Raw genomic sequence first — 23646 nt, forward strand, 5'->3', positions numbered from 1 at the left:
TGAACTGCACCCCGAAAGTTGGACACCTAATCCAACCCTCGGGGTGTTTCTATGAGCAATCGATACGACGAGTGGTTCAAGCTGCTAGTGGTGCAGCAGTGTTTGCATGAGGACACTAGCCTACGCGAGGTGGCTCGCCAGCATCGCCTTGACCATTCCCTGGTGCGTAAATGGCGGGAACGCTACCGCCAGCATGGCGCGCCGGGGCTAGGCAAGAAGTACAGTCACTACAGTGCTGCCTTCAAGCTGGCGGTACTCGAGAGAATGTGGCGAGATGGCTTGTCACGCCGGCAGGCTGCCACCCTGTTCGATATTCGCGGAGATGCCGCTATTGGCATATGGGAGCAGCAGTACCATAGTGGTGGCCTGACTGCGTTATCGCCAAAGCGAAAGGGACGCCGCCCGATGGTCAAAAAGCCGCCTTCACCACCACCCCCACCTGATGAAGAGCGCTCTCATGAGGAGTTGCTCAAAGAGTTGGCGTATCTGCGGGCGGAGAACGCCTATCTAAAAAAGCTCGATGCCTTGATCCGGGAGAAGCAGGCGGCAACGCAGGGCAGAAAGCCCAAGCCGTCCAAGGGTTAAGGCACGAGCATTCGCTGGCTCTGCTGCTGCGTGCGGCAGAGCTACCGCGCAGCACGTTCTACTACCAGCTCAAGGCCCTGGGCGCTGACGATCAGTGCGCGCCCCTGAAGGCGCGTATCCGGGCGATCTACGATAGCCACAAAGGGCGCTATGGTTATCGCCGCATCACTGCTGCCCTACGGCAGGCAGGTGAAGTGATCAACCACAAGGCCGTCCAGCGCTTGATGCAACAGCTGGGCTTGAAGTCCCTGGTTCGCCCAAAGCGGTATCGCGCCTACCGAGGAGCAGTGGGACATGTGGCTCCCAACGTACTCGACCGGCAGTTTCAGGCAGAAGGACCGAATCAGAAGTGGGTGACCGACATCACGGAGTTCAACGTCGACGGACAGAAGCTGTATCTGTCCCCCATCATGGATCTCTACAACGGCGAGATCGTCGCCTATCAGACCAGCAGGCGTCCCGTACTCTCACTGGTGAAGCACATGCTGCAGCAGGCCTTTGCCCGCTTGAAGCACTCGGACCGGCCACTGCTGCATTCCGATCAGGGGTGGCATTACCAGCATCCCACCTATCGCGCCCTGTTGGCAGGACAGGCGCTGACCCAGAGCATGTCACGCAAGGGCAACTGCTTGGACAATGCCGCCATGGAGAGCTTCTTCGGCACCCTGAAGGCCGAGTATTTCCACCTGAACCGGTTCGATACGGTTGAGCAGTTGCAGCAAGGCCTCGATCGTTACATCCATTACTACAACCACGAGCGCATCAGGCTGAAACTAAAAGGCCTGAGCCCCGTACAGTACAGGACTCAGGCCTTGGGCGCCGGCTGAACGAACCGTCCAACTATTGGGGGTCAGTTCACCAGGTCGGGGCGCTGTCGTTTTCGGCGTGGTAGAGTTAGCGCCAGAGACGCCGTCCAGAGCGTCAACGGCCCGTTCCAGTCACCGCATCGAGACGAGAGATGACCACCGAATCCAAGCGTCCCCTCTATATTCCCTATGCTGGCCCTCCGCTGCTCGAGATGCCGCTGCTCAACAAGGGCAGTGCCTTCACCCGCGAGGAGCGCATCGAGTTCAACCTGATCGGTCTGCTGCCTCAGAACGTGGAGACCATCGAGGAGCAGGCGGAACGGGCCTACCGACAATATCGCCAGTGCCAGAACGACCTGGATCGCCATATCTATCTGCGCGCCATCCAGGACGACAACGAGACCCTCTATTTCCGCCTGGTCTCCGAGCACCTCGAGGAGATGCTGCCGATCATCTATACGCCCACGGTGGGCAAGGCCTGCGAGGAGTTCTCCAACATCTATCGCAACCACCGCGGGCTCTTCGTCTCCTACCCGGACCGCGATCGCATGGACGACATCCTGCGCTGCGCCACCAAGGACCAGGTCAAGGTCATCGTGGTCACCGACGGCGAGCGCATCCTCGGCCTCGGCGACCAGGGCATCGGCGGGATGGGCATTCCCATCGGCAAGCTCTCGCTCTATACCGCCTGCGGCGGCATCAGCCCGGCCTATACGCTGCCGATCATGCTCGACGTGGGCACCAATAACCGGACGCTGCTCGACGACCCCATGTACATGGGCTGGCGCCACCCGCGCATCGCCCAGGCCGAATACGACGCCTTCATGGAGGAGTTCATCGCCGCGTTGAAGCGCCGCTGGCCCAAGGCGCTGCTGCAGTTCGAGGACTTCGCCCAGGCCAACGCCCTGCCGCTGCTCGAGCGCTATCGCGATCAGCTCTGCTGCTTCAACGACGACGTCCAGGGCACGGCGTCGGTCTGTGTGGGCACCCTGATGGCGGCCTGCCAGGCGCGCGACGAGGGGGTCGGGCAGCAGCGGGTGGTGTTCGTCGGTGGTGGCTCGGCGGGGTGTGGCATCGCCGAGCAGATCGTGGTGGCGATGCAGGCGGAGGGGCTGACCGAACGGGAGGCGCGCAGTCGGGTCTTCATGGTCGACCGGGATGGCCTGGTGACCGCCGACATGGAAGGGTTGTGGGACTTCCAGCGCCGCCTCGCCCAGGACCCGACCCTGCTCAACGACTGGCATGGGCGCGACCTGCTGGAAGTGGTCACCCAGGTGCGTCCCACGGTGCTGATCGGTGTCTGTGGCCAGCCGGGCATCTTCACCGAGGAGGTGGTGCGTGCCATGCACGCTGGCTGCTCCCGGCCGTTGATCATGCCGCTCTCCAACCCCACCTCCCGGGCCGAGGCGACGCCGGAGGACGTGCTCACCTGGACCGACGGCCAGGCGCTGGTGGCCACCGGCAGCCCCTTCGCTCCGGTGGTGCACGACGGCGTCACCTACCCCATCGCCCAGTGCAACAACGCCTATATCTTCCCCGGCATCGGCCTGGGCGTGGTGGCCAGCGGGGCCAAGCGGGTCACCGATGCGATGCTGATGTCGGCCTCGCGGGCGCTGGCGCGGGAGGCCCCGCTGGTCAAGGAGGGCGAGGGCGCGTTGCTGCCGCGGCTTTCCCAGATCCGCGAGCTCTCCAAGGCGATCGCCTTCGATGTCGCCGCCCAGGCCCAGGGGGAGGGCGTGGCGCCGAAGACCAATGGCACCAAGCTGCGTGACGCCATCGAGCGCAACAGCTGGAACCCGGAGTATCGCCGCTACCGACGCCGGTCGTTCTGACGATCGCTCGGACAGAATCGAAAAGGCCCCGCCAAGCGGGGCCTTTGCAATGAGTGGCAGGATACCGCTGTGCTCAGGCCGCCCCGATCATGTTGCGCAGCACATAGTGCAGGATGCCGCCGTGGCGGTAGTACTCCAGCTCGTTGGCGGTGTCGATGCGGCAGAGCGCCTCGAGCGTCTTCTCGCCCTTGTCCGACTTGATGGTCACCTTGACCCGGCCGCCCGGGGTGAGCTCGGAAAGCCCCTCGACGGAGACCCGCTCGTCGCCGGTCAGGCCCAGGGTCTTGCGGTTCTCGCCCTCGGGGAACTGCAGCGGCACCACGCCCATGCCGATCAGGTTGGAGCGGTGGATGCGTTCGTAGGACTCGGCGAGCACGGCGCGCACGCCGAGCAGTCGGGTGCCCTTGGCCGCCCAGTCGCGGGAGGAGCCGGTGCCGTACTCCTTGCCGGCGATCACGACGAGCGGCGTGCCTTCCTGCTGGTAGGCCATGGCCGCATCGTAGATCGCCATCTGCTCGCCGCTGGGCACATGACGGGTCTCGCCGCCGACCACGCCGTCGAGCATCTCGTTCTTGATCCTCACGTTGGCGAAGGTGCCGCGCATCATCACCTCGTGGTTGCCGCGGCGCGAGCCGTAGGAGTTGAAGTCGACCGGCTTGATGCCGCGCTCCTGCAGGTAGCGCCCGGCGGGGCTGTCGGGCTTGATCGAGCCGGCCGGAGAGATGTGGTCGGTGGTCACCGAGTCACCGAGCATGGCCAGTATCCGGGCCTCCCTGACGTCCTCGATGGCCTCGGGCGTCCTGCCCATGCCCTCGAAGAAGGGCGGGTGCTGGATGTAGGTGGAATCCGCCGACCACGCGTAGACCTGGCTCTCGGGGACCTCGAGCGCCTGCCAGGTCTCGTCGCCGTCGAACACCTCGGCATACTCCTTGCGGAACATCTCGGTCTTGACCTTCTCCACGGCCTCGGCGATCTCCGCCTGGCTGGGCCAGATGTCCTTGAGGGTGACCGGCTGGCCGTGCTGGTCGACCCCCAGCGGGTCGCGGGTCAGATCGAGCCGGACATTGCCGGCCAGGGCGTAGGCCACCACCAGCGGCGGCGAGGCGAGCCAGTTGGTCTTGACCAGCGGGTGGATGCGGCCCTCGAAGTTGCGGTTGCCGGAGAGCACCGACGCCACGGTGAGGTCGCCGTCCTCGATAGCCTGCTCGATGGCCTCGTGCAGCGGGCCGGAGTTGCCGATGCAGGTGGTGCAGCCGTAGCCCACCAGCTGGAAGCCCAGCGCATCGAGGTCGTCGCTGACGCCGCCGGCCTCGAGGTACTTGGTGACCACCTTGGAGCCCGGGGCCAGGGAGGTCTTGACCCAGGGCTTGGTCCTGAGCCCCCTGGCCAGGGCGTTCCTGGCCAGCAGGCCGGCGGCCATCATCACGCTGGGGTTGGAGGTGTTGGTGCAGGAGGTGATGGCGGCGATGACCACGGCGCCGGGGTTGAGCCTGAAGGCCTCGCCATCGAGCGTGACGTCCCGGCTATCGTGATGCTCGTAGCTGTCCTGCACGCCGACGGCGGTCTGGCCACCCTCGGACATCAGCTTGCCGTTCTCGGTGGCAGAGGAGGGCTGCTTGCCCTCGTCCCCCATCACCCTGGCGAAGGCCTGGGGCATGTCCTTCAGGGCGACCCGGTCCTGGGGCCGCTTGGGGCCGGCCAGGCTCGCCTCCACCTCGTCCATGTCCAGGTGCAGGGTGTCGCTGAAGATCGGCTCATGGCCGGGCTCGCGCCACAGGCCCTGGGCCTTGCAGTAGGCCTCGACCAGCGCCACCTGGGCATCGTCGCGGCCGGTCAGGCGCAGGTAGGTCAGCGTCTCCTCGTCCACCGGGAAGAAGCCGCAGGTGGCGCCGTACTCGGGTGCCATGTTGGCGATGGTGGCGCGGTCGGCCAGCGGCAGGTCGGCCAGGCCGTCGCCGTAGAACTCGACGAACTTGCCCACCACGCCCTTCGCGCGCAGCATCTCGGTCACCGTCAGCACCAGGTCGGTGGCGGTGATGCCCTCGCGCAGCTTGCCGGTAAGCTTGAAGCCGATCACCTCGGGGATCAGCATCGACACCGGCTGGCCGAGCATGGCCGCTTCGGCCTCGATGCCGCCCACGCCCCAGCCGAGCACGCCCAGGCCGTTGATCATGGTGGTGTGGGAGTCGGTGCCCACCAGGGTGTCGGGGTAGGCGAGGGTCTTGCCGTCCTCCTCCCGGCTCCAGACGGTCTTGCCCAGGTACTCCAGGTTCACCTGGTGGCAGATGCCAGTGCCCGGCGGCACCACGCGGAAGTTGTCGAAGGCCTGCTGGCCCCAGCGCAGGAACTCGTAGCGCTCGCGGTTGCGCTGCATCTCGATGGCGACGTTGTCGCGGAAGGCGGTGGCATTGCCGAACTTGTCGACCATCACCGAGTGGTCGATGACCAGGTCCACCGGGGATAGCGGGTTGATGCGGTCCGGGTTCTCGCCCAGTGTCTCCACCGCGGCGCGCATGGCGGCGAGATCCACCACCCCCGGCACGCCGGTGAAGTCCTGCATCAGCACCCGGGCCGGGCGATAGCCGATCTCGCGGTCGGAGCGGGCCTCTCGCTGCCAGTCGACCAGGGCCTGCATGTCGTCGCGGGAAACGCTCGGCTCACCGGCGAAGCGCAGCTGGTTCTCGAGCAGGATCTTCAGCGTCATCGGCAGCCGGTCGATGTCACCGAGTGCCTCGGCGGCCTTCGGCAGGCTATGGTAGTGGTAGGTGGTGCCGCCTGCCTCGAGCGTCTGCAGGGTATCCGGTGTGGACTCGGTGCTCATGCTGTCCTCCTGTCGCGGGGGAGTGAACAAACCTTCCTGGTATCCGTGGTTACATGGTCATGATAGGCGCCACTTTCAACCACTGCCCGTGCTCGAGGCCAGACGGGCCGGTGCGCCCCGGCTTGAAAAGTGGCGGCCGGCCCCCATCAACCATCCGACGAGTGCACGGAGGAAGACCATGCACGAGGAGCAACTCGATCGTCACCCGGTGCGCTGTCCCTACTGCGACGCGCCCTTCGAGCTACTGGTGGACCGGTCCGAGGGGAACCAGGAAACCTGGGAGGACTGTCCCCGCTGCTGTGCCCCGATCCAGCTGCGCATCGAGGTGTCACCGGACGGCGAGCTGGAGAGCGTGACCCTGGGGCGCGACGACGACGTGCTGTGACGGGCGGATCGCGGCGGTTTCGGCTGCTACAATGGACCGCCGTCGCCGTCGCCGTCGCCGTGTCCGGCCGGCATGAACCGGGGCCGATGCCCTCGTGGGGGAGCGGGTGCTTCCTGCACGACCCATGAACGATGAGTGAGGTTATCCATGAGCGAAGCGCGTCACGAACGCCTGATCATTCTCGGCTCCGGCCCGGCGGGTTACACCGCGGCCGTCTATGCGGCCCGGGCCAACCTCAAGCCGCTGCTGATCACCGGCATCCAGGCCGGTGGCCAGCTGACCACCACCACCGACGTGGACAACTGGCCGGGCGACGATATCGGCGTCCAGGGGCCGGAGCTGATGGAGCGCATGAAGCGGCATGCCGAACGCTTCGATACCGAGGTGCTCTTCGACCATATCCACGAGGTGGAGCTACGCGAACGCCCCTTCACCCTCAAGGGCGACAACGGCAGCTACACCTGTGACGCGCTGATCATCGCCACCGGGGCCAGCGCCCGCTACCTGGGCCTGCCCTCGGAGCAGCAGTTCATGGGCCAGGGCGTCTCGGCCTGTGCCACCTGCGACGGCTTCTTCTACCGCAATCAGGAGGTCGTGGTGGTGGGTGGTGGCAACACCGCCGTGGAGGAGGCGCTCTATCTCGCCAACATCGCCTCCAAGGTGACCCTGGTGCACCGCCGCGACGCCCTGCGCGCCGAGAAGATCCTCCAGGACAAGCTGTTCGAGAAGGCCGAGACCGGCAACATCGAGCTTGTGTGGAACCAGACCCTCGACGAGGTACTGGGTGACAATACCGGGGTGACCGGCGTGCGGCTGAAGTCCACCGTCGACGGCAGCACCCGGGAGCTCGCCGCGCCGGGCCTGTTCATCGCCATCGGCCACACCCCCAACACCGGCATCTTCGAGGGGCAACTGGAGATGGCCGGCGGCTACATCAAGGTGAAGTCGGGCCTCCAGGGCAACGCCACCGCCACCAGCGTGCCGGGCGTGTTCGCCGCCGGCGACGTCATGGACCATGTCTATCGCCAGGCCGTGACCTCCGCCGGCAGCGGCTGCATGGCGGCGCTGGACGCCGAGCGCTACCTCGACGAGTCGGTGTGACGGGATAATCACCTCTTCATCTCTTCAAGGTCGGCCAGGGCCCGCTTGAGCGCCGTCTCGAGCGTCCCTTGCCGCTCCTTGATCGTCTTGCTGCGTGCCTCGATGGCTCGAGCGGCCTGCTCGGCCAGTTCCTGCAGATGGGGGGCGCCCCCCAGCGCGGCCTTGAACCTGGCGCTCTTGAGCAGCGTGAGCTGAGCCTTCGCGTCCTGTTGGTCGACCCTGACACGCTCGGCGAGGCGCCGGCCGTAGCCGTCGAGGTCGTCGACCAGGGTCGCGGCGACCTGGGTGACGGGGTTTTCCAGCGTGCGATTGGTCCGGGTCTTGGCACGCAGCTTGGGCAAGTCGGGCACGTGCAGGATGGTGCCGTCGCGCAGATTGCCGATGTCGCGCAGCCGCGGGTTGGCCTTGAGGATCGCCGCTTCGACCGTTTCACGCTGGCGGGGCGTCAGCTTGACGTACAGCTTGTCGACGACCTCGGCGACGCTGCGTTCGCCGCGAAAGGTGGCGATGGGCATGGTTGGGTCTCCTTCAAACACCAAGAATGTTGCTCAGGCCGATGTCGGCCGGGACGGGCGCGCCGCCTTGCACGCGGATGTTGCCGGTGCTGGTGTTGCCCATGACGATGGCCTGCTCGACCTGGGGATGCAGATGCAGGGTGTCGAGGTCACCCGGGGCGATGAGCCGGTTGTGGCTGGCGTTGAGCGTGCGCGCGGCGAGGCGGCCGAGTAGCGGTTCCCGCTCCCCACCACCTTCGCCCACGACCTCGCAGTGGTTGTCGGCGAACAGGCAGTGATCGACCGAAGCGCACTGGTTGAGCGGCACGGCAGTGAGGTGGCCGCGCAACTGGTTGCCGCGAATGGACACGTTCGAGCGTCGCAGGGGCAGGGCAATCGCCGCTGTGGCGGTGAGCAGATAGGCGGCGTCGGCGGCGACGAAGTAGCTGGCGGCGGCGAAGTGGGTGACCGCGCCGAGGGGTTCCGGCGCAATATTGATGGCGTGCCACTCGATGACGTTGGGCTGCTGGTCGTCGTCCTCGAGGCGCTCGATGCTGTTGTCGTCGACGGCCACGCGGTCGAAGGGGGGCAGCAGGCGAGCCGCGCTGACGGGAGCGCTGATGCGATCGGGCCCGATGCCGTAGAAGCAATTGCCGGCCATGCGCAACTGGCCGACGGCGCCGGCGCGCAAGGCGTCGATGCCGGGGCTGGCGATGGCCTGCCGCGCGACGTTGGCGATCACGTTGTCGAGGACATCGCCGTGCTGTACGCGGATCAGCTGCACGCCGGCGAAGGCGGTCTCGGCGTCGTTCAGCGCCTGGCCGAGGTTGAGGCAGCGATTGCCGGTGACGCTCAGATGGCCGGCGCTGGCGCCATCGCCCATGACCAGCGCCCCCAGCCCCATGCCGTCGATCAAGTTGTCGGCGATGATCGCCAGCTCGACCCGGTGGCTGATGGCGATGCCGTTACCCTGCAGGGCCAGCAGACGGTTGCCGGTGATGCGCACCTGATCCAGCGCCACCGGGTCGAGCCCCTCCTCGAGCACGATGCCGTCACCGCTGCGGCTCCCGGCGCCGGCGATCTCGTTGCGCTCGATGGCGAGCCCATCCACGCCGGCGCGGATGCCGTGTCCCGAGGTATAGATCACATTGTCCGCGATGGCCATCGGCGAGCCGGGCAGCACCGCACCGGTGGCGACGATGGCGGCCTGGTTGCCCACCAGCATGAGGTTACCCTCGATGCGCGTGTTGCCGTAGTGAAGGCTGGTGCCGTCGAGACTCACCCCACGCTGGCTGCAGAAGAAGAGGTTGCGCGCGATACGCAACTCCCCGGTGAGCACATGGTTGCGATCGCCACCCGCCACGTTGGCGATACCGCGTTCGGCCACGAGGGCGCAGTCGGCAATGCTCATGCCAAGCAGGTTGCCGGCGATGCCGATGCCCACGCTGGTGCTGTCGCCCACCGCCAGACCCAGCACGTTGAGGTGCTCGAGGCGCAGGTCGACGACATTGCGCGCGCCGATGACACTGGTGACGCCCGAACCGCTGCTCGAGCCGATCAAGGTGAGATTTTCCAGCGCCACGCCGGTGCTGTCGGTGATCTCGACGAGGCCGCCGGGCTGGCTGCCGACCAGCAGCGTGCCCCAGCCCTGGCCGCGCAGGCGCAGTGAGCGGGCGCCATCGATGTTGAGCGGGGCGGCGATGGCGTAGCTGCCGATGCCAAGACAGACCGTGCCGCCGATGTCCTTGATGCTGTCGATGGCCTGTTGCAGCGTGGCGGTGCCGCCGTTGTGCCCTTCGGCGCTGACGCAAATGCTGCAGTCGCAGCCTTCGCCCTCGACGATCGGCGGCCACAGCACGCGGCAATCGGTCTCGGTATCGGGGAAGGTGACGACGGCCAGGCGCGCATAGTGATGATGGATACCCAGCGGCGGGGCGTCATCGAGGAGCTCGATGGTGGCATCGACGCTGCGTGCGGCGAACACCCAGTGGTCGCCGCTCTTGAAGTCGCCGCCGGCCGGGGCGAGGTCGAAATCGACGAGGATGCCGTGTTCGAGGAACAGACGGGTGCCGGCAGCGGGGATGATGATGTCGCCCGCGCTGCCGGCGGCGTCGAGATCCTGCACCGCGGTGCCGTCCTCGCGTCGCACCTGGCCGGACTGGTCCCAGCGGCGTACGCGAGTGTTGCGCAAGGCGTCGGTGGCTTGCTGGGCATCGGTGGGAAACAGACCGGCGGACAGCGGCGACTCGAATTCCAGGGTGCGGGCGGTTTCGTCCACGCCACCGGCCACGCGGATGCGGCGCAGTTCGCCGGGCAGGCCGTGTAGCTCGCGCCAGTCGTCGGTCACCTCTACCCAGTCGCCGTCATGGAAGCGCAGCAGGTCGTCGCGGCCGATGCTCTCGACCGTGACGCGATCGCGCGCCGGGTTGATATGGGTGACCCGCGAGGCCACCGTGGCGTTGTCGCGTGACCACTTGAAGGTGGCCATCCCCAGCGCGCCGCCGGTGTGCACTTCCACGCGGTAGAGCTGATTTTCCAGCCCGCGATAGCCGGCGGCCGGCGGCACCTGGCAGGGGTCGGGATCGAAGCCGGGGTCGCCGATGGCGGTGGTCAGCCGCGCCGCCGAGGGCGCCGTGGCTTCCTGCCAGCCCGGGATCTCCTCGACCGGCGTGGCGCAGGTGATGCTGCCCACCTCGGGCAGAACCTTGACCTGCCATACGGTCTGGCGCCGGCCGGTGGTGTCGATGCCGACGGCCTTTTCGATGAGGTCGGGCTCCTGCAGGGGGGTGACATCGCGCTGCCACACATCCAGATACACCAGGTGCGGGCCGCCGTCGGGCAGCGCGGGCGGCTCGGGATAATAGGGTTGGGCGCCGTAGTCGAGCGGTGTGGTGCCGGTCGACTCGGCGAGGCGCGGCTCCCAGGCCTCGGGCGCGCCGCCATGATTCTCCGCCAGCAGACCGTCGACATAGACCCGACCCGCGCCGATGGTGAGTCCGCCACCGCTGGCCTCGATGCGGAAGCCATCCGGCGTGATCCGCGGCACGATGCCACTCCCCGGGGCGCCGCCGAAGGTATCCAGCGTGCCGGCCTGCAGGCGGCGCGCGAGTTGGGCGATCCATTCGTTCCAGTCGGCGTCCAACTGGACGCGGCCCTGCTGCATGACGACCCCGAGAAAATCCTTGCGGGCGTCGAAGCGGATACGGCTCAGATCGAAGCTCATGATGCGTGCTCCTTCACGATTCGTAGAAGATCCCGGCGCGCAGACTCACCCGCAGGTACTCGGCGAGACGGATGCGCAGGTTGGTTTCGCGCTGCGCGCCATGGAGATGGTGGAACACGCCCATTTCGCTCTCGTCGTCGGCGCCGTGCCGGATCTCGACGGACGTAGAGGTGGTGAGCTGGCCGTAGGCAGGCGTGCCGTAGTGCAGCGAGGTGAAGCGTGGTGCGATGCGCCCCGCCGCCTGCGCCGAATCCGGCTGGCAGCGGTGGCGTGCCGGCACGATGGCGTCATGCGGCAGCCACGAGAAGCGTACGCAGCCGACCTGCTTGCGCGCCGCGCGCACCGGCGCGGCCCAGCTGTCACCACCGGCCAGCGTGGCGAGCAGGAGGCTGTTGGAGATCAGTTCCACCTCCCGGGCGTGCACCTTGCCGACCACCGTGCAGGCGACCAGCGACAGAGCCGCCCCGGGGGCGTCGTCGTCCATGGCGGCGAAGGCCACGCCGTCGCTGGCCGTGGCGTCGATCAGGCTGTCGCTGGCGGTGAGGCTGGCACGCTCGTGGCTGCGAATGCCGCCGACGATGCAGCGCTCTAGTGTGGTCTCCAACCCGGTGAGGGCCAATTGCAGGCTGGGTAGCGTGGGCTGCACGGGAGTGCCGTCGGGGTGGAGCGCGATGCCCGGCACCAGCGTGCAGTGGCGCAGATCGAGCCGTGCCAGGGCGTTGCCGGCGACGTCGGGGACGCCCAGCGGGGCGCCGCTGATCAGCAGACCATTGAGCGTGCAGGCGGCGTGCTCGCCGCCGGTGATGGTCAGTTCACTCAGGTCGAGCGCCGGACGACGCCCATTGGCGGCCCGGATCTCCACACTGCCATCCGCCGCCACCTCGAGGGTCAACGCCTCGACATAGCGGCGGCTGTCGGTGATCTCGACCACGCCGTTGCCGGCGATGGCGGTGAGCGCCGCGGCGAGGGTGGGGTGGTCGTTCGGCACACGCACCACGCTGGCGCCGTCGGGTGGAGTAGGCAGGCTCCCGCCGCGTTCGTATTCGCCGCCACCGATGTCGGCACTGAAGCCTTCGTGCCAACTGAGACGCACATCGGCGGGGTCGGGCGCGTCCAGAGGCAGGGCGATGCGACCGAGCACCGGGTCGATGGCATAGATGCCGTCGGGCGGCGGGGTGTGCGCCCAACTGCCGGCGTCGTCGGCGAGGTTGCAGATGTGCACCTGGTCGCGCTCGATCGGCGTGCCGTCCACCGTGAGGATGAGGCTCGGCTGGGGATTGTCGAGCGGGGCCCCGACGCTGGCCCGTTCGCCATAATGGCGGGCCAGGTGGGCGTGCAGGCGGCGGCGTGACAGTGGCCAGGGCACGTTGTCCGGCTTCGCCAGATGGGTGATGTCGTCCTCCGCGACGGGGCGGTTGTACAGCGGCAGGTCGTGGTTGAGCGGGCTGGCCCGGTAGCGCCGCGCGCCATCGCGGAAGGTGGACGAGTCGCGGTGCGGATAGGCCTGGATGCGCCACAGGTGCAGGCCGACATTGGGAATGTTGTGGCGCCCGCGGCCGGATTCGATGCGCCGCACATCCACCGTGCGGTTGGCCGTCTCGAAGGCGGTGCCGATCCATTCGAGCGGTTCGCCGTGGCGTAGATCGGGCGACTGCCGATTGTGCGGCCGGGGATGGTTCATGTACTGGGTGGTGCAGAGGTGCTGGAAGTATTCGACCGCCCGCGCGTCCCAGCCCGTGACATCGCGGGCGAGCTGCTCGAGCACCAGCACGGTGCCCTTGCGCCGGCGCAGCGCGATGGTGTGTGCCACCTCGGCACGTGGGCTGGCCACCCTGGCCACCCGGTGCAGGCTGCGGTAGCCGATCAGGTCGCCGATGTAGGGCACGACCCAGTCCGCGCAGGTTTCGATGAACAGGTCGTCATGCAGTTGGTCGAGGCTCTCCTCGGCCACACTGAGCTGCTCGGCGAGTACCGCGATGAACTCCTCCAGCGGGCCGCGCGGCAGGCCGCTGGCCTGCGCCAGTTCGGCATCGCGGATGCGATGGATCGCCGGCAGCAGCGCGAACAACGTCTGGGCATCGACGCTCACGGCAGCACCTCCAGTTCGAGGGAATCGTCCGCCAGCGTGAGCAGCTCGGCGGCCGGTGGCAGGCCGGTCAACGAGGCCACGGGCAGGCTGGCGAACAGGCGCGGCACCACGGCCGGCGCCTGGCCGAGCCGGTGCAGCCGGGTGACGTGCACCGCCACCACGCCCTTGACGGCCTGGGCCTCGGCGGCCACTTCATCTACCGTCACGGTCTGGCCGAAGTCGCGGCGCGCGAAGCCGAAGTGCGCGCGCAGCCGGGCCGCCATGGCGTCGAGCACGGTATCGGGCTCGAAGGCGTCGTCCACCTTGACCGCTAGTCGGCAGCGGAAGCGTGCATCGGCGTAATTGACCAGGCGCAGCGGCACCAGCGGGTCACCATAGCGGGTGAGCGCGTCGCTCAGGTGGTGAAAGGTGTCACTCGACTCGGGCACCACGGCACCATCCCCGCCGGCGATGGTGAGGAAGACCCCGCGTGCCGGGCCGGTCGGAATCCACAGCGCATGCGCCTTGTCGATGCCGGCGAAGGTGCAGGCGAAGTCGGCATAGTCCTCGATCGACACCGCCCGCTCGAGCGTGAGCACGGTGAGCGGCGCGTTGTCGCGGGCACGGTCGAGGGGCTCGGCGTCCTCACCGCCGGTGGCCGGGGTCGGGTTGGTGGCCTCGCTGACTCCCAGCGGGCGCGAGAGCAGGGTGGTGAGCTTGCCGGCGTCCAGATTGCCCGCCGCGCCCAGGCCCTTGCGGTAGCGCACGCGCACGTTGCTCTCGCCGCTGGGCAGGCGCGTGCCTTCCCGCCCGTCGCCGAACCGCACGCTGGTGTGCCCGGTGTCGTTCTGCGACGTCTCGTAGCGGCGCGCGTCGGGCGCCGCCCGGTAAAGGGTGGGCACCTCGGTCCACAGTACATCGTCGATGCGCACTTCCAGCGTCGAGGCACGCCCGCTCGGCGTGTTGGCACTGACGAAGGTCAGCGGCGCCTGGTTCAGTACGAAGCGCTGGTCGGGTGTGCTGGCGTCGCCGCTGCCGAGGAGGGCCTCGACGGTCTCGCCATGGGTGGCGGGGGCGACATTGGCGTTGAGGCGCAGCGTGGCGCGCGCATAGACGTGTTGCAACGGCGCCTGCAGCTTGAGGTGGCTGTGGTCGCGGTCGTGGCTGATCGGGTCGTGTGCGGTGTCGATATAGGCGATTTCCGTCACGCTCGCATCATCCTTGGCGTTGGCGGCGAGCCGGATATCACTGCCCTTGGCGACCAGGGTGCCACGGCGCCCGTCGCGGTCCAGCAGATTGAGTCGCAGGGTCACGTGGGCGAGGCCGATCAGCGCGGCGAACGTCTCGGCAGCGAGCGCGACCGGCGTGGTGCCGATCAGGCGGGCGGCCGGGGCAAGCAGGAATAGTTCGTCCCCCGCGTCGAGCGCCGTGCTGCCGCCCTCGTCGAGGACGAGCGACAGCCCGGTGGCCTGGGCGGTCAGGGCGATACGCTGGCGTTGGCCGCTCAGGGCCAGCGGCTGGCCGGGCTGCAGGCCTTCCACGCGGCGACCCAGGGTGAGGGCATCGCCATGCACCGGGTGAGCCAGCGGCGTGTCGACCGTGGCCAGCCGTTCGCTGTGGGCCAGCACCAGGGTGCGGCGCAGCGGGTAGCGGCTGGCCGTGAGGTTCTCCGTGGTGTCGGGGATGATGCGCGTGACCTTGGCGGAGATCCCGAAGGCGTTGCGGCTGCGATGCATGACCTTGCTCGCGCGATACAGCTCGGTGTAACCGGGCAACGCGGCGCTGCCCAGGCCGGGCTCGTTGGAGACCAGCGCGATCCAGCTGCCGGCGGTGATCTTGGGGTTGTCGGTGTCGAGATCGATCGCATCCGGGTCGATCGCGAAGTTCTTCCACTGCCAGGGGGTGATGTCCGTGTCGATCCGTTGACGGATATTCGAGCCCCGGAGGCTCATCAGATTGGGATCGGGGGCATTGTGGCCGAACAGGGCGGTGTGCTGGCGGAAGGCGTATACCCGGACATCGGCGCTGGCCGGGCTCATGGCCGGGAAGACGCTGCCGAGCGGATGGTCCCAGCGCACGCGGGTGCGGCCGTTGGCGTTGTCGGGCTCGACGCCGGCCAGCACGCGCACATCCCAGCGCTCGCTGCCGGGGTCGCTCAGGCGGTCGGCGCCGACGATCAGGAGGGCATCGCCGGGCTGCAACCGGGTGACCACGCCGTCGAGCCACAGCGCCGTGTCGCCGAACTGGGGCCGCCAGGGCGTGACCGTCTGCACCGCTATCGCGTTCCAGTCGGCGCGCGCGGGCACCGCGGCGACGGTCTCGAAGGTCTGCGCCACCTCGTCCTGACCGGGCACGCTCTGCACGCGGGTACCGGCCGGGATGGTGATGGACTCGACCGGCGCGCCCGGAGTGGCTTGCAGGGTGAAGGCGAGGTGCGTGCCCGCGGCCACGCCCGGTGCCGGTTGGTAGCCGATCAGCCGCGCCATCTCCAGCACCGACAGGCGCTCGGTGGCGGTGCGCAGGTAGTGCTCGTTGGCGATGCGCTCGGTGTAGAAGCCGAGCACCTCGAGGGAACTGGCCAGGGCGTCGCCGAGCGCGAGGGTCAGGTCGCTTTCCTCGCGGGAGGTGAGGGCCGCCAGCGCAGGGTAGTCGGCGCTCGACAGGCGCGCGCGTATCGACTCGAGGAAGTCGCCATGGCGGCCGATGCGGTAGGCGATAGCGCTGAGCCCCGGCGGGTTGTCGAGGCGCCGCGGCGTGGCGGCGTCGATGCCGGCGCAGCAGTGGCAATCGGGCGTCAGGGGTCGGACCGGGCTCATCACTTGCCTCCGTGCAGGTCGAGGCGCAGCACGCCGTGCTCGGGGAAATTCGGATCGTTGTCCAGCCGCGCGATTTCCAGCCGGCCGAGCGGCAGGAAACCATCGGCCAGCGGCTTGGGATCTTCCTGGCCCTGGCGGTGGAAACGTGTGACCTGCACCGAGGCCACGCCGGGCACCCGACGCGCGGCGGCATACAGCGGACTGAGGAACACGGTCTGCGCGAAGCTGAAATTGTCCGGATGGAACAGGCCGCGGGTACCGTCGGCCCGTGTATGGCTGCCGAGCACGTCGAGCAGTCCGCGACGCACATCGCTGCGGAAATAGCCCGCGTCGACGCAGACCAGCAGGTCGATCTCCAGCGAGACATGCAGCGGGTCGTTGATGCGCAGGTCGTGGCCGGCCATGCGGTAGTGGTCCAGATGGGCGATCGCCGTGGCGGCGAAGTCGGCATCGACGGGGTCGCCGCCTTCGCGGTCGACGGTGGCGAACAGCGTGTGCCAGCTACCCGTCCAGCGCAGGCCGGCGGCGGCGCGCTGGACGCCGTCGAGCCGTTCGGTGACCTCGGCGTAGTCGGCCGGGGTGACGGCACGCTCCTGGGTGCGGAAGGCATGAGGCGCGCGGCGGCGCATCTCGGTGGCGCTCTCGCGGGCCACTCCGCCGCGGGCGGGCAGCGGGTTGGTCACCCGTTCGATGCGACCCTCGAGGGTGACGGCATGGGCGATGCTGTCGGCCCCCACGTTCCCCTCCGGGCCGTTGCCGATGCGGTAGCGGGCCGTGACGGCGGTGCCGGCATTGGGGCGGCGGCCGTGCCGGTCGTCGCCGAAGCGCAGGCGGGTACTGCCGTCGTCCTCGCTTTCGAGGACGAAGTGGCGGTCCGTCGCGCGGCTGGCGAGCAGGTCGCGGCGGGGGCGCCAGTGGTCGTTGCTGATGCCCGACGCGCTTTCCAGGGTGATCGCCGGGAGTGCATCGGCGGTACGCCAGACGAAGGCGGCGCCGGCCGACGCCTCGGGGTCGAACCGCAGGCGTTCGCGGCGCTGCAGGCCATGTTCGAAGTGCGTCTTGAGCAGCGTGCCCTGATGGGTGACCGGTGCTTCGGCGAGCAGCGGGCGGAAGCGCGGCGGCAACGGTTCGGGTGCGACGCGCGCGCAGGCATCGCCGGTGGCGGCGGGAAACTGCAGGCGCGGCTCGGGCACGCTGCCCAGCGATTCGTCTGCGATGCTGCGGCCGTGATCGACCAGGATGTTGTTGCCCAGCGCGATGCTCACGTCGTCGATAAATGCACCGCCGTGGGCCTCGTCGGTCTCGCTCGACAGGCACAGCGGGAACGGCAGGGCGTCGTCCCGGTGCCAGCGGATGTCGGTGATCTCGGTGCCGTCGAGCGGATCGACCAGCGCCTCGGCGCCGTCGAAGGCGCGTACGGCGGTGAGCCGCACGGCGTGGCGATGCGTCGGGTCGGCATCCTCGGCCAGGCCGGTGAGCGACCCTATCGTCTCCTGGAAGATGAGTACGTCGCCGGGTGCCAAGTCGGGCCAGTGGCCGCGCAGGGTGGCGGCGGTGGCCCCGATCGGCAGGCAGCAGCGGGCATCGCCCCAGGTGTAGAAGGCGAAGTCGTTGTGCTCGAGGCGCAGCGTGGGCCGTGGCGAGGTCTCGTCTGGCAGCAGCGGCTCGAACACCAGCGGCGCGGCCCGCAGCGCGGTGCGCTCGTCGGGCGAGTCGGGCGCTACGCGCTGCGGTACGCCCGGCACGCGGGTGTAGCAGCGCAGGTCCTCGGGCAGCGCAAAGGGGCCGCCGCTGACCTCGACATGCAGCCAGGCGCGCGCATTGCAGCCTTCGTGCATGGCGTAGTCGACCAGCAAGGCGTGACGCCGCAGGCTGCTGCGCCGGCGCGCGGTGTGCAGGTAGGCTTCGGTGCCTATGGCGTCGAGCCGGTAGTGCTGCAGGTCACCGACATAGGCGATCAGCTCGGCCAGGGTCGTGGTCAGATCGGCGGGGCTGCGGTCGCGCCAGCCCGGCATCTGGCGGCTGAGACGGTCGATGATCAGACGACGCAGGCTGGCATAGTCCCGGGCGAGATAGGAGAGGTCCGGCACCGGCTTAGGGTCTTCCGGGCAGTCGAGGCGCGGGGCACAGTCGAAGGGGCTCGGGCATTCGACCTTGAAGGCGAAGTCGATGGCCGAGAGCCGTGGGTCGAAATCCGGCAGTGGCGCCGGGTTGCCGCTGCCCTGTTGCAGGTGCAGGCGATAGGTGGAGTGGTCGCCTTCGCTGTCGGTGCGCACCAGCAGGATCTGGTCGGCGTCCGGCAGGGCGGTGAAGAAGTCATGCTCGGCACCGGGGTCTAACGGAGGAGCGCTGGCGATGCCTACCCATTCGATGCCGACGCGGCGGATGCGCTCGCCGCCGGCGATGCGCAGGTGCTCCGCCGTGATGCCGGCCGGCACCGGCTTGAGCAGCCGGACCATCAGCGTGCGCTGGCGCGGGCTGCCCGCGGGAGCATCGAGGTCGAGCACCTCGAGCCAGTCGATGCCGTTGAGCCTGGGGTGGGCATCCACCGCCAGCCGGCGGTTTTCCTCGCAGCAGGTGTAGATCATGCGATGCCTCCCTGCGCGAAGGTCTCGCGCTGGCGGCTGTCGCTGCTGCGGATGCGATATTGCACGGTCACCGTCAGGCGCGCCTCGACGGCCTCGACGGCGACCGCCTCGATCTCGATCAGCTCACCCAGCCACTGCTGCAATGCGCCCTGCACCAGGACCTGGGTGGTGGCCGCCAGTTCCGGGCTGTTGGGGGCGAACACCAGTTCGCGCAACCCGCTGCCGAAGTCCGGTCGCATGACGCGCTCGCCCGGGGCGGTGAACAGCACCTGTTCGATCAGCCCACGGATCCACGCCGCGTGATCGTCCTCGCGGGTGCGACCGCGGCCGTCGAACTGGTAGGGGAAGTGGGCACGAAGGGTCATGGTCAGCTCCCGATGACACGGGTCTGGGCCGCCACGGGCGACAGCGGCGTGCCGTTGGGCGCGCACACCGCCTGGCTGTCCATCAGCACCAGCGGCTGGCCGTTCGACATCACCCGGGTGGCGGCCACCACCCACTGCCCCGTCACGCAGGGCGAAGGGCCGCCCGAGACATTGAACGGGCAGCCGGCGATCGCCCAGGGTGCGCTCATCACCGCCGTCGGCTGGCCATTGACCAGCACGCGCGGGTTGGGCGTGGTGGGGGTGGCGGTGCCGCCGTGGGCACACAGGACGCTTGCGCCGAGATGCAGGAGTGGGCCAGGCATATCAGGTCACCGTGAGTGCGCCGTTGTTGATGGTCACGGTCGGGCCGACCAGCGTGAGCGCCGCGCCCTTACCGTTCTGGATATAGATGCCGGTGTCGTTGACGATCAGGGTGGCGCCGGTGGCGCTCTTGAGCATGATCCCGCCGGTGGGGCCGGGCAGGTCGGAGATCGTCAGGCCGTTCTGCAGCGGCGTCTGGAAGGTGATGGCGGGGGTGCCCGGTGGCGAGGCCAGCGCCAGCGCCGGCACCTCGGCCGCGCTGCCCCAGAAGCAGCCGACCCAGACCGGGTAGTCCGGATTGCCCTGCTCGAACTCTACCCACACGCCCGAGCCGACCACCGGCAGCGCCACCATGCCGTTCTGCAGGCCAGCCAGCGGCACGCAGGGCATGGCCCAGCTGGTGGGCGTCAGCCCGGCCACGTCCGGCACCTGAATCTGCAGGCGGCCCTGCTGCAGCGGGTCGACGTTGTTGAGCACCAGGCCGCGATATTTTCCGTAGTAGTGTTCGGTCATGTCGGCACCGTCGGGGTGAGGGAAACGAGCCCGTTTCGGGTGAGGTTGAAGTTTTGCTTGAACTCGCCGCGCTTGAGGGTGCTGGTCACGCTCGAGACGTAGTACAGGCCGTCGTAGGCGACGCCCGCACCGCGCACCCCGACCAGTTTGCGCGCCTTGAGCAGGCGCCCGTAGCGCAGCACATCCAGGGTGCCGGTCCCGCTCACCGCGTCCTGCGATTTCTTCGCCTCGTTCAGGCCCGTGGAGAGGGCCTGCATGGGGTTCATCTTGGCGGTGTCCTTCAGCATCCGCAGGTTGGCGATGGGCGCCGGCAGGGCGCCGAGGGGTGGCTGCAGCGGATTCAGGTCCGGGATGGGAATCGGGATCGGCACCCGGGTAAGCGGATTCTGGATCAGCACCACCGGCAGCACGCCCTTGGTCGGATCGAAGCTGAAGTTCAGCGACTCGACGTTGGTGTGGGCGTCCATGTCGATGTTGAGCGCGGGCTGCGGCGGACCGACCTTGATCTCGGGGCCGAAGTAGGCAATGTTCGTCAGCGGCGCCTCGCCCGGCTCGATGTAGAACACATGGCCCACCTGCTCGGCCAGTTGTCGCAGATAGGCCAGGTCCGTGCCCTGCTGCGCCGGGATGCGCTCGATCGGGATCGGCACGTCCGGGAACAGCGCCGGGATGGGCAGGGGGATGATGCCGAAGGCGGCGTATTTGGCGCAGATCAGCGCCACACGAGCCTCGATCGGCATGGCCGGATAGGGCAGGCCGCTGAAGTCGAGCAGGTCCATCACCTTGGTGAGGTCCTCGCCGGTCACCGTAATGCTGCCCGGCTGGCCCTGCTGCCCGGCCTGCACCTCCACATTGGTCACCACGCCGTCGAACAGCGGCTGCGGCCGGCCGTTCAGGGTGACGATCAGCACCACGCGCAGCGGCGGCGTGCCCACGCTGGTGTTCTGGCCGACGGCGATCAGGAAGAGAGTATTCAGCTGCGACCTGCTGCTTATCTTGAAGCGCAGCTGAAAGCCGCTGGCCGCACCGGCGCTGCTGGTCACCGTGGCCTGCTCGAAGGCGTCGATCAGCAGCGCCGGCACGGGCACCGGCACGATCGGCCCCATCAGCAGGCTCAGGTGGATGGCGCTAGACATCCGTCCCTCCCGGCACGCCTTCGGGCAGCGTGATGCGCAGGCGCCGGCCAAGGGTCTCGATCAGCTCATCCGCGCGCATCACCCCGTTGCCGTCGCACAGGCGCCAGTATTGCTGCGGATCGCCGAGATAGGTCGCGGCGAGGTTGTCCGACCGGTCGCCCTCGGCCACGCGGTGGGTGTGCAGGGTGGCGAAATTCTCCGGTGGCGGGATGAAGCGCCGGCGCACATAGCTGACCAGCTCGCCGTCGGGCCGCGTCCATTGCGCGGTGTCCAGCCCGTGATAGCGGCTGTCCGGCGCGAAGGCCGGCGCGGTGAGGGCGTTGGCCTGCATGAAGGCCTTGAGCGGATCAGTCATGGGATGCCTCCGATACCCAGGGCCTCGAAGCCGACCGTGGCGGCCTTCGCGGCGAGTCGTTCGCGCGATTGCAGGTAGGCCATGAACAGGTTGCCGCCGCGGTGATCGAAGCCCAGGTCGTCGATCGACAGCACGCGCAGCCCCAGATTGACCTTGGCGCGGATCGGGTTCAGCGCCGGATCGAAGGCCTCCTCGGTGATCGAGAAGTCGGTCACGCGCACCGGCACGATGCGATTGACTCCCCACACGAACAGCACCAGCGCCGATTCCATGGGGGCGATCTCCAGCGTGCCCGCGGCGGCCAGCGCCTGGTTGGCCAGCAGGTCCGCCGCCGCGGGATTGATCAGCGATTCGAGCACCGCCAGCTGCGCCGCGATGCCGGACTCGACCACGGTCTTGTGCTGGCCCGGGAACTCGAGCTGATCGACCGCATCGATCTCCGCCTCGAGCTTGAGCGTCTCCACGGCGGGGCCCTTGAGCCGCAGGGCCTCGGCGCGCTCCGCGCCTTCGCCGAGGTGCTGGGCCTGCAACGTGCGGGTGAGGGTGTCCGGGTTGTACTGCAGCGCGATCACGCGCTGCACCTGCGCCGAGGCCGGATCGAGCAGCACCAGGCCGCCTTTGACGACGCGCGGGGAGTTGGGGAAGCCGGTCATCGGAACGGGATCTCCAGTTGAACGGCGGCGCGCACGCGGGTAGCGAGCCGGTTCGGGGCGCGTTCGAAGTCACCCATCTCAAAGATCCTCCGCCGAGCGAATGAGCCGGTCGGTAAAGTCGCGGCGTGGGCGGATCAGGCTGTTGGGGTCGTAGCCTAGCCGGATGATCTCGCGTAGCCGATGCATTTCGCCGCGTACCCGGCCGATACTCAGTCCCTCCCCTTCCAACCGGGTCAGGACATCCAGCGCCCGATTGGCTTCCATCTCGTATACCCCCAGGTGTTCGAAGAGGAAAGCGAGATCCTCGCGTAGCACGGGACCCTCTTCCGCCCCCAGCGGATCGAGACGGTCCGGCGTGTCGCGAGTGGGCGCGTTTTCATTGATGCGTGTCCCGTCGGGGCGGACGCTGACGATGTTGGTGTAGCGGTCCACCAGCCCCAACAGGTGCAGCAGCTCATGGCCAAGCACTCCCCCCATGGTGATGTGACGTGGGGGAATGCTCATCACACCGCCGTCGCAGGTGGCATCTGTCGCCGATGTCGGCACGCCAGAATCGTTCTGCGGCAGGTTGCAGCCGGGATACTCGATGGGCGCGCTATCGGTGGGGCGTACGGTGATCAGCCAATAGCGATGGTCGCGAGGCGCGTCGTGAGCGACCGGGGTGTTCTGGGCAATCACCTGCATGCGCCGTCCGCTGAAGACGTCGCTGTTCAGCGGCTGGTTCCAGACCAGGTCAAGCCCTTGCTGGAGGGCCGAGGTCAGCTCGGTGTAACGGTCCGACATGGCCGGGTCTTCGAAACGGATATGGAAACGCACCGTGAAGGTCACGGCATCTTCGCTCACGTCGATGGTGAGCGGTTGGCGATTGAGTCCTGCCATGAGGTCACGTTCGCTCTCTTCGCGCGAACCGGGGGCAACACCTTCGACGAGATCGGCGCCGCTGTCGGCCGCGGCGCGATCGAGTGCCGTGCGTTCCGCGAGACGCTGATCGCGTTCACGGCGGATGCGCAGGCGGCGCGCCTCGCGTGCCTGCCACTGCGCTTCGTACTGTTCGAGCAGTGCCAGGCGACGGCGCGCTCGCTCGACGATCATGCGGTCATGGGGGGAATTCTGATGCTGTATACCGGTGCCAGCCCGGCGTACGCTGACTGGCTCTCCTCGCCTGGCGTGCTCGGCCGCCCCTTCGGCCTCTCGTTCCGCCGTCATGTCGCCCACCTTTCCGTCAGGGATCCGTTGCTGGGCGACATGAGCCAGCTCGTGTGCCAACAGGTGGCGTCCCTTGGTCGTGTCCGGCGCGTAACGCCCGGCGGCAAAGTGGATATCGTTGCCTTGCGCGAAGGCGGCGGCACCACGTTGTGCCGCCTGTGCCGCAGCCGTTGCATCCGCATGGACACGAACATTGGCGAAATCGATGCCGAAAGCGTGCTCCATTGGCCCACGCACCGAGGGGGTCAGCGGCGCCGACGATGGCACCATCGTCGAGCCCGGTCGGGGTGCCTGACACTGCGGACATACGCCACAGCCCAGGCAGGCAGGTGCAGTGGTCGGTGATGGCCGTGTGGCACGCAGATAGGCAGGCTTCAT

Annotated in this window: 17 protein-coding genes; 4 read left to right on the forward strand and 13 right to left on the reverse strand. The window is 68.2% G+C overall.

The window, feature by feature from the left end:
- The first annotated feature begins 51 nt into the window (after nucleotides 1-51).
- A protein-coding gene (locus QLQ85_RS15885) for an IS3 family transposase (RefSeq protein ID WP_407650358.1) occupies nucleotides 52-1412 on the forward strand; the annotation gives its coding sequence in 2 pieces (ribosomal slippage) (nucleotides 52-517 and nucleotides 517-1412; 1362 coding nt in all).
- Between the two features lie 131 nt (nucleotides 1413-1543).
- Nucleotides 1544-3223, forward strand: coding sequence for an NAD-dependent malic enzyme (locus QLQ85_RS15890; protein WP_282739889.1), 1680 nt, complete (start codon nucleotides 1544-1546; stop codon nucleotides 3221-3223).
- A gap of 73 nt (nucleotides 3224-3296) precedes the next feature.
- On the opposite strand, the gene acnA is transcribed toward QLQ85_RS15890, so the two are convergent.
- A complete protein-coding gene (gene acnA / locus QLQ85_RS15895) occupies nucleotides 3297-6044 on the reverse strand; it encodes an aconitate hydratase AcnA (RefSeq protein WP_282739890.1) in 2748 nt (915 codons plus the stop codon).
- A gap of 178 nt (nucleotides 6045-6222) precedes the next feature.
- Here acnA and QLQ85_RS15900 point away from each other — a divergent pair, with 178 nt between their 5' ends.
- Together QLQ85_RS15900 and trxB are read left to right on the forward strand one after the other, a co-directional pair.
- Nucleotides 6223-6429, forward strand: coding sequence for a CPXCG motif-containing cysteine-rich protein (locus QLQ85_RS15900; protein ID WP_282739891.1), 207 nt, complete (start codon nucleotides 6223-6225; stop codon nucleotides 6427-6429).
- 147 nt (nucleotides 6430-6576) lie between these two features.
- Nucleotides 6577-7530 (forward strand): thioredoxin-disulfide reductase, encoded by a 954-nt coding sequence (trxB, locus tag QLQ85_RS15905; RefSeq protein WP_282739892.1) that lies wholly within the window; start codon nucleotides 6577-6579, stop codon nucleotides 7528-7530.
- Nucleotides 7531-7538: 8 nt separating this feature from the next.
- Here trxB and QLQ85_RS15910 read toward each other — a convergent pair whose 3' ends face one another.
- From QLQ85_RS15910 to QLQ85_RS15965, 12 genes are all read right to left on the reverse strand, one after another.
- Nucleotides 7539-8045: a tail protein X gene (locus QLQ85_RS15910; RefSeq protein ID WP_282739893.1), complete on the reverse strand. Its 507-nt coding sequence runs from the start codon at nucleotides 8043-8045 to the stop codon at nucleotides 7539-7541.
- A gap of 13 nt (nucleotides 8046-8058) precedes the next feature.
- Entirely contained in the window at nucleotides 8059-11247 is a 3189-nt protein-coding gene (locus QLQ85_RS15915) for a DUF6519 domain-containing protein (protein WP_282739894.1), read from the reverse strand.
- Between the two features lie 13 nt (nucleotides 11248-11260).
- A complete protein-coding gene (locus tag QLQ85_RS15920; protein ID WP_282739895.1) occupies nucleotides 11261-13336 on the reverse strand; it encodes a hypothetical protein in 2076 nt (691 codons plus the stop codon).
- Entirely contained in the window at nucleotides 13333-16131 is a 2799-nt protein-coding gene (locus tag QLQ85_RS15925; protein ID WP_282739896.1) for a putative baseplate assembly protein, read from the reverse strand. The genes QLQ85_RS15920 and QLQ85_RS15925 overlap by 4 nt, the downstream gene beginning before the upstream one ends.
- The gene (locus tag QLQ85_RS15930) at nucleotides 16131-18719 is read right to left on the reverse strand and encodes a putative baseplate assembly protein (protein ID WP_282739897.1); all 2589 of its coding nucleotides are present in this window, start codon (nucleotides 18717-18719) and stop codon (nucleotides 16131-16133) included. Before QLQ85_RS15930 ends, QLQ85_RS15925 begins: the two co-directional genes overlap by 1 nt.
- Complete coding sequence (locus QLQ85_RS15935; RefSeq protein WP_282739898.1) at nucleotides 18716-19084, reverse strand: GPW/gp25 family protein; 369 nt, start codon at nucleotides 19082-19084, stop codon at nucleotides 18716-18718. The genes QLQ85_RS15930 and QLQ85_RS15935 overlap by 4 nt, the downstream gene beginning before the upstream one ends.
- A 2-nt stretch (nucleotides 19085-19086) precedes the next feature.
- Nucleotides 19087-19407 carry a hypothetical protein gene (locus QLQ85_RS15940; protein ID WP_282739899.1) on the reverse strand — a complete coding sequence of 107 codons (321 nt, stop codon included), beginning with the start codon at nucleotides 19405-19407 and terminating at the stop codon, nucleotides 19087-19089.
- 1 nt (nucleotide 19408) lies between these two features.
- Nucleotides 19409-19918 (reverse strand): phage baseplate assembly protein V, encoded by a 510-nt coding sequence (locus QLQ85_RS15945; protein ID WP_282739900.1) that lies wholly within the window; start codon nucleotides 19916-19918, stop codon nucleotides 19409-19411.
- Nucleotides 19915-21054: a hypothetical protein gene (locus tag QLQ85_RS15950; RefSeq protein WP_282739901.1), complete on the reverse strand. Its 1140-nt coding sequence runs from the start codon at nucleotides 21052-21054 to the stop codon at nucleotides 19915-19917. The genes QLQ85_RS15945 and QLQ85_RS15950 overlap by 4 nt, the downstream gene beginning before the upstream one ends.
- Nucleotides 21047-21409 carry a hypothetical protein gene (locus QLQ85_RS15955; protein ID WP_282739902.1) on the reverse strand — a complete coding sequence of 121 codons (363 nt, stop codon included), beginning with the start codon at nucleotides 21407-21409 and terminating at the stop codon, nucleotides 21047-21049. Before QLQ85_RS15955 ends, QLQ85_RS15950 begins: the two co-directional genes overlap by 8 nt.
- The gene (locus QLQ85_RS15960; protein ID WP_282739903.1) at nucleotides 21406-22062 is read right to left on the reverse strand and encodes a hypothetical protein; all 657 of its coding nucleotides are present in this window, start codon (nucleotides 22060-22062) and stop codon (nucleotides 21406-21408) included. The genes QLQ85_RS15955 and QLQ85_RS15960 overlap by 4 nt, the downstream gene beginning before the upstream one ends.
- 78 nt (nucleotides 22063-22140) lie before the next feature.
- A complete protein-coding gene (locus QLQ85_RS15965) occupies nucleotides 22141-23646 on the reverse strand; it encodes an eCIS core domain-containing protein (RefSeq protein ID WP_326521386.1) in 1506 nt (501 codons plus the stop codon).

It is taken from the genome of Halomonas kalidii (assembly GCF_030010475.1).
Classification (GTDB): domain Bacteria; phylum Pseudomonadota; class Gammaproteobacteria; order Pseudomonadales; family Halomonadaceae; genus Halomonas; species Halomonas heilongjiangensis.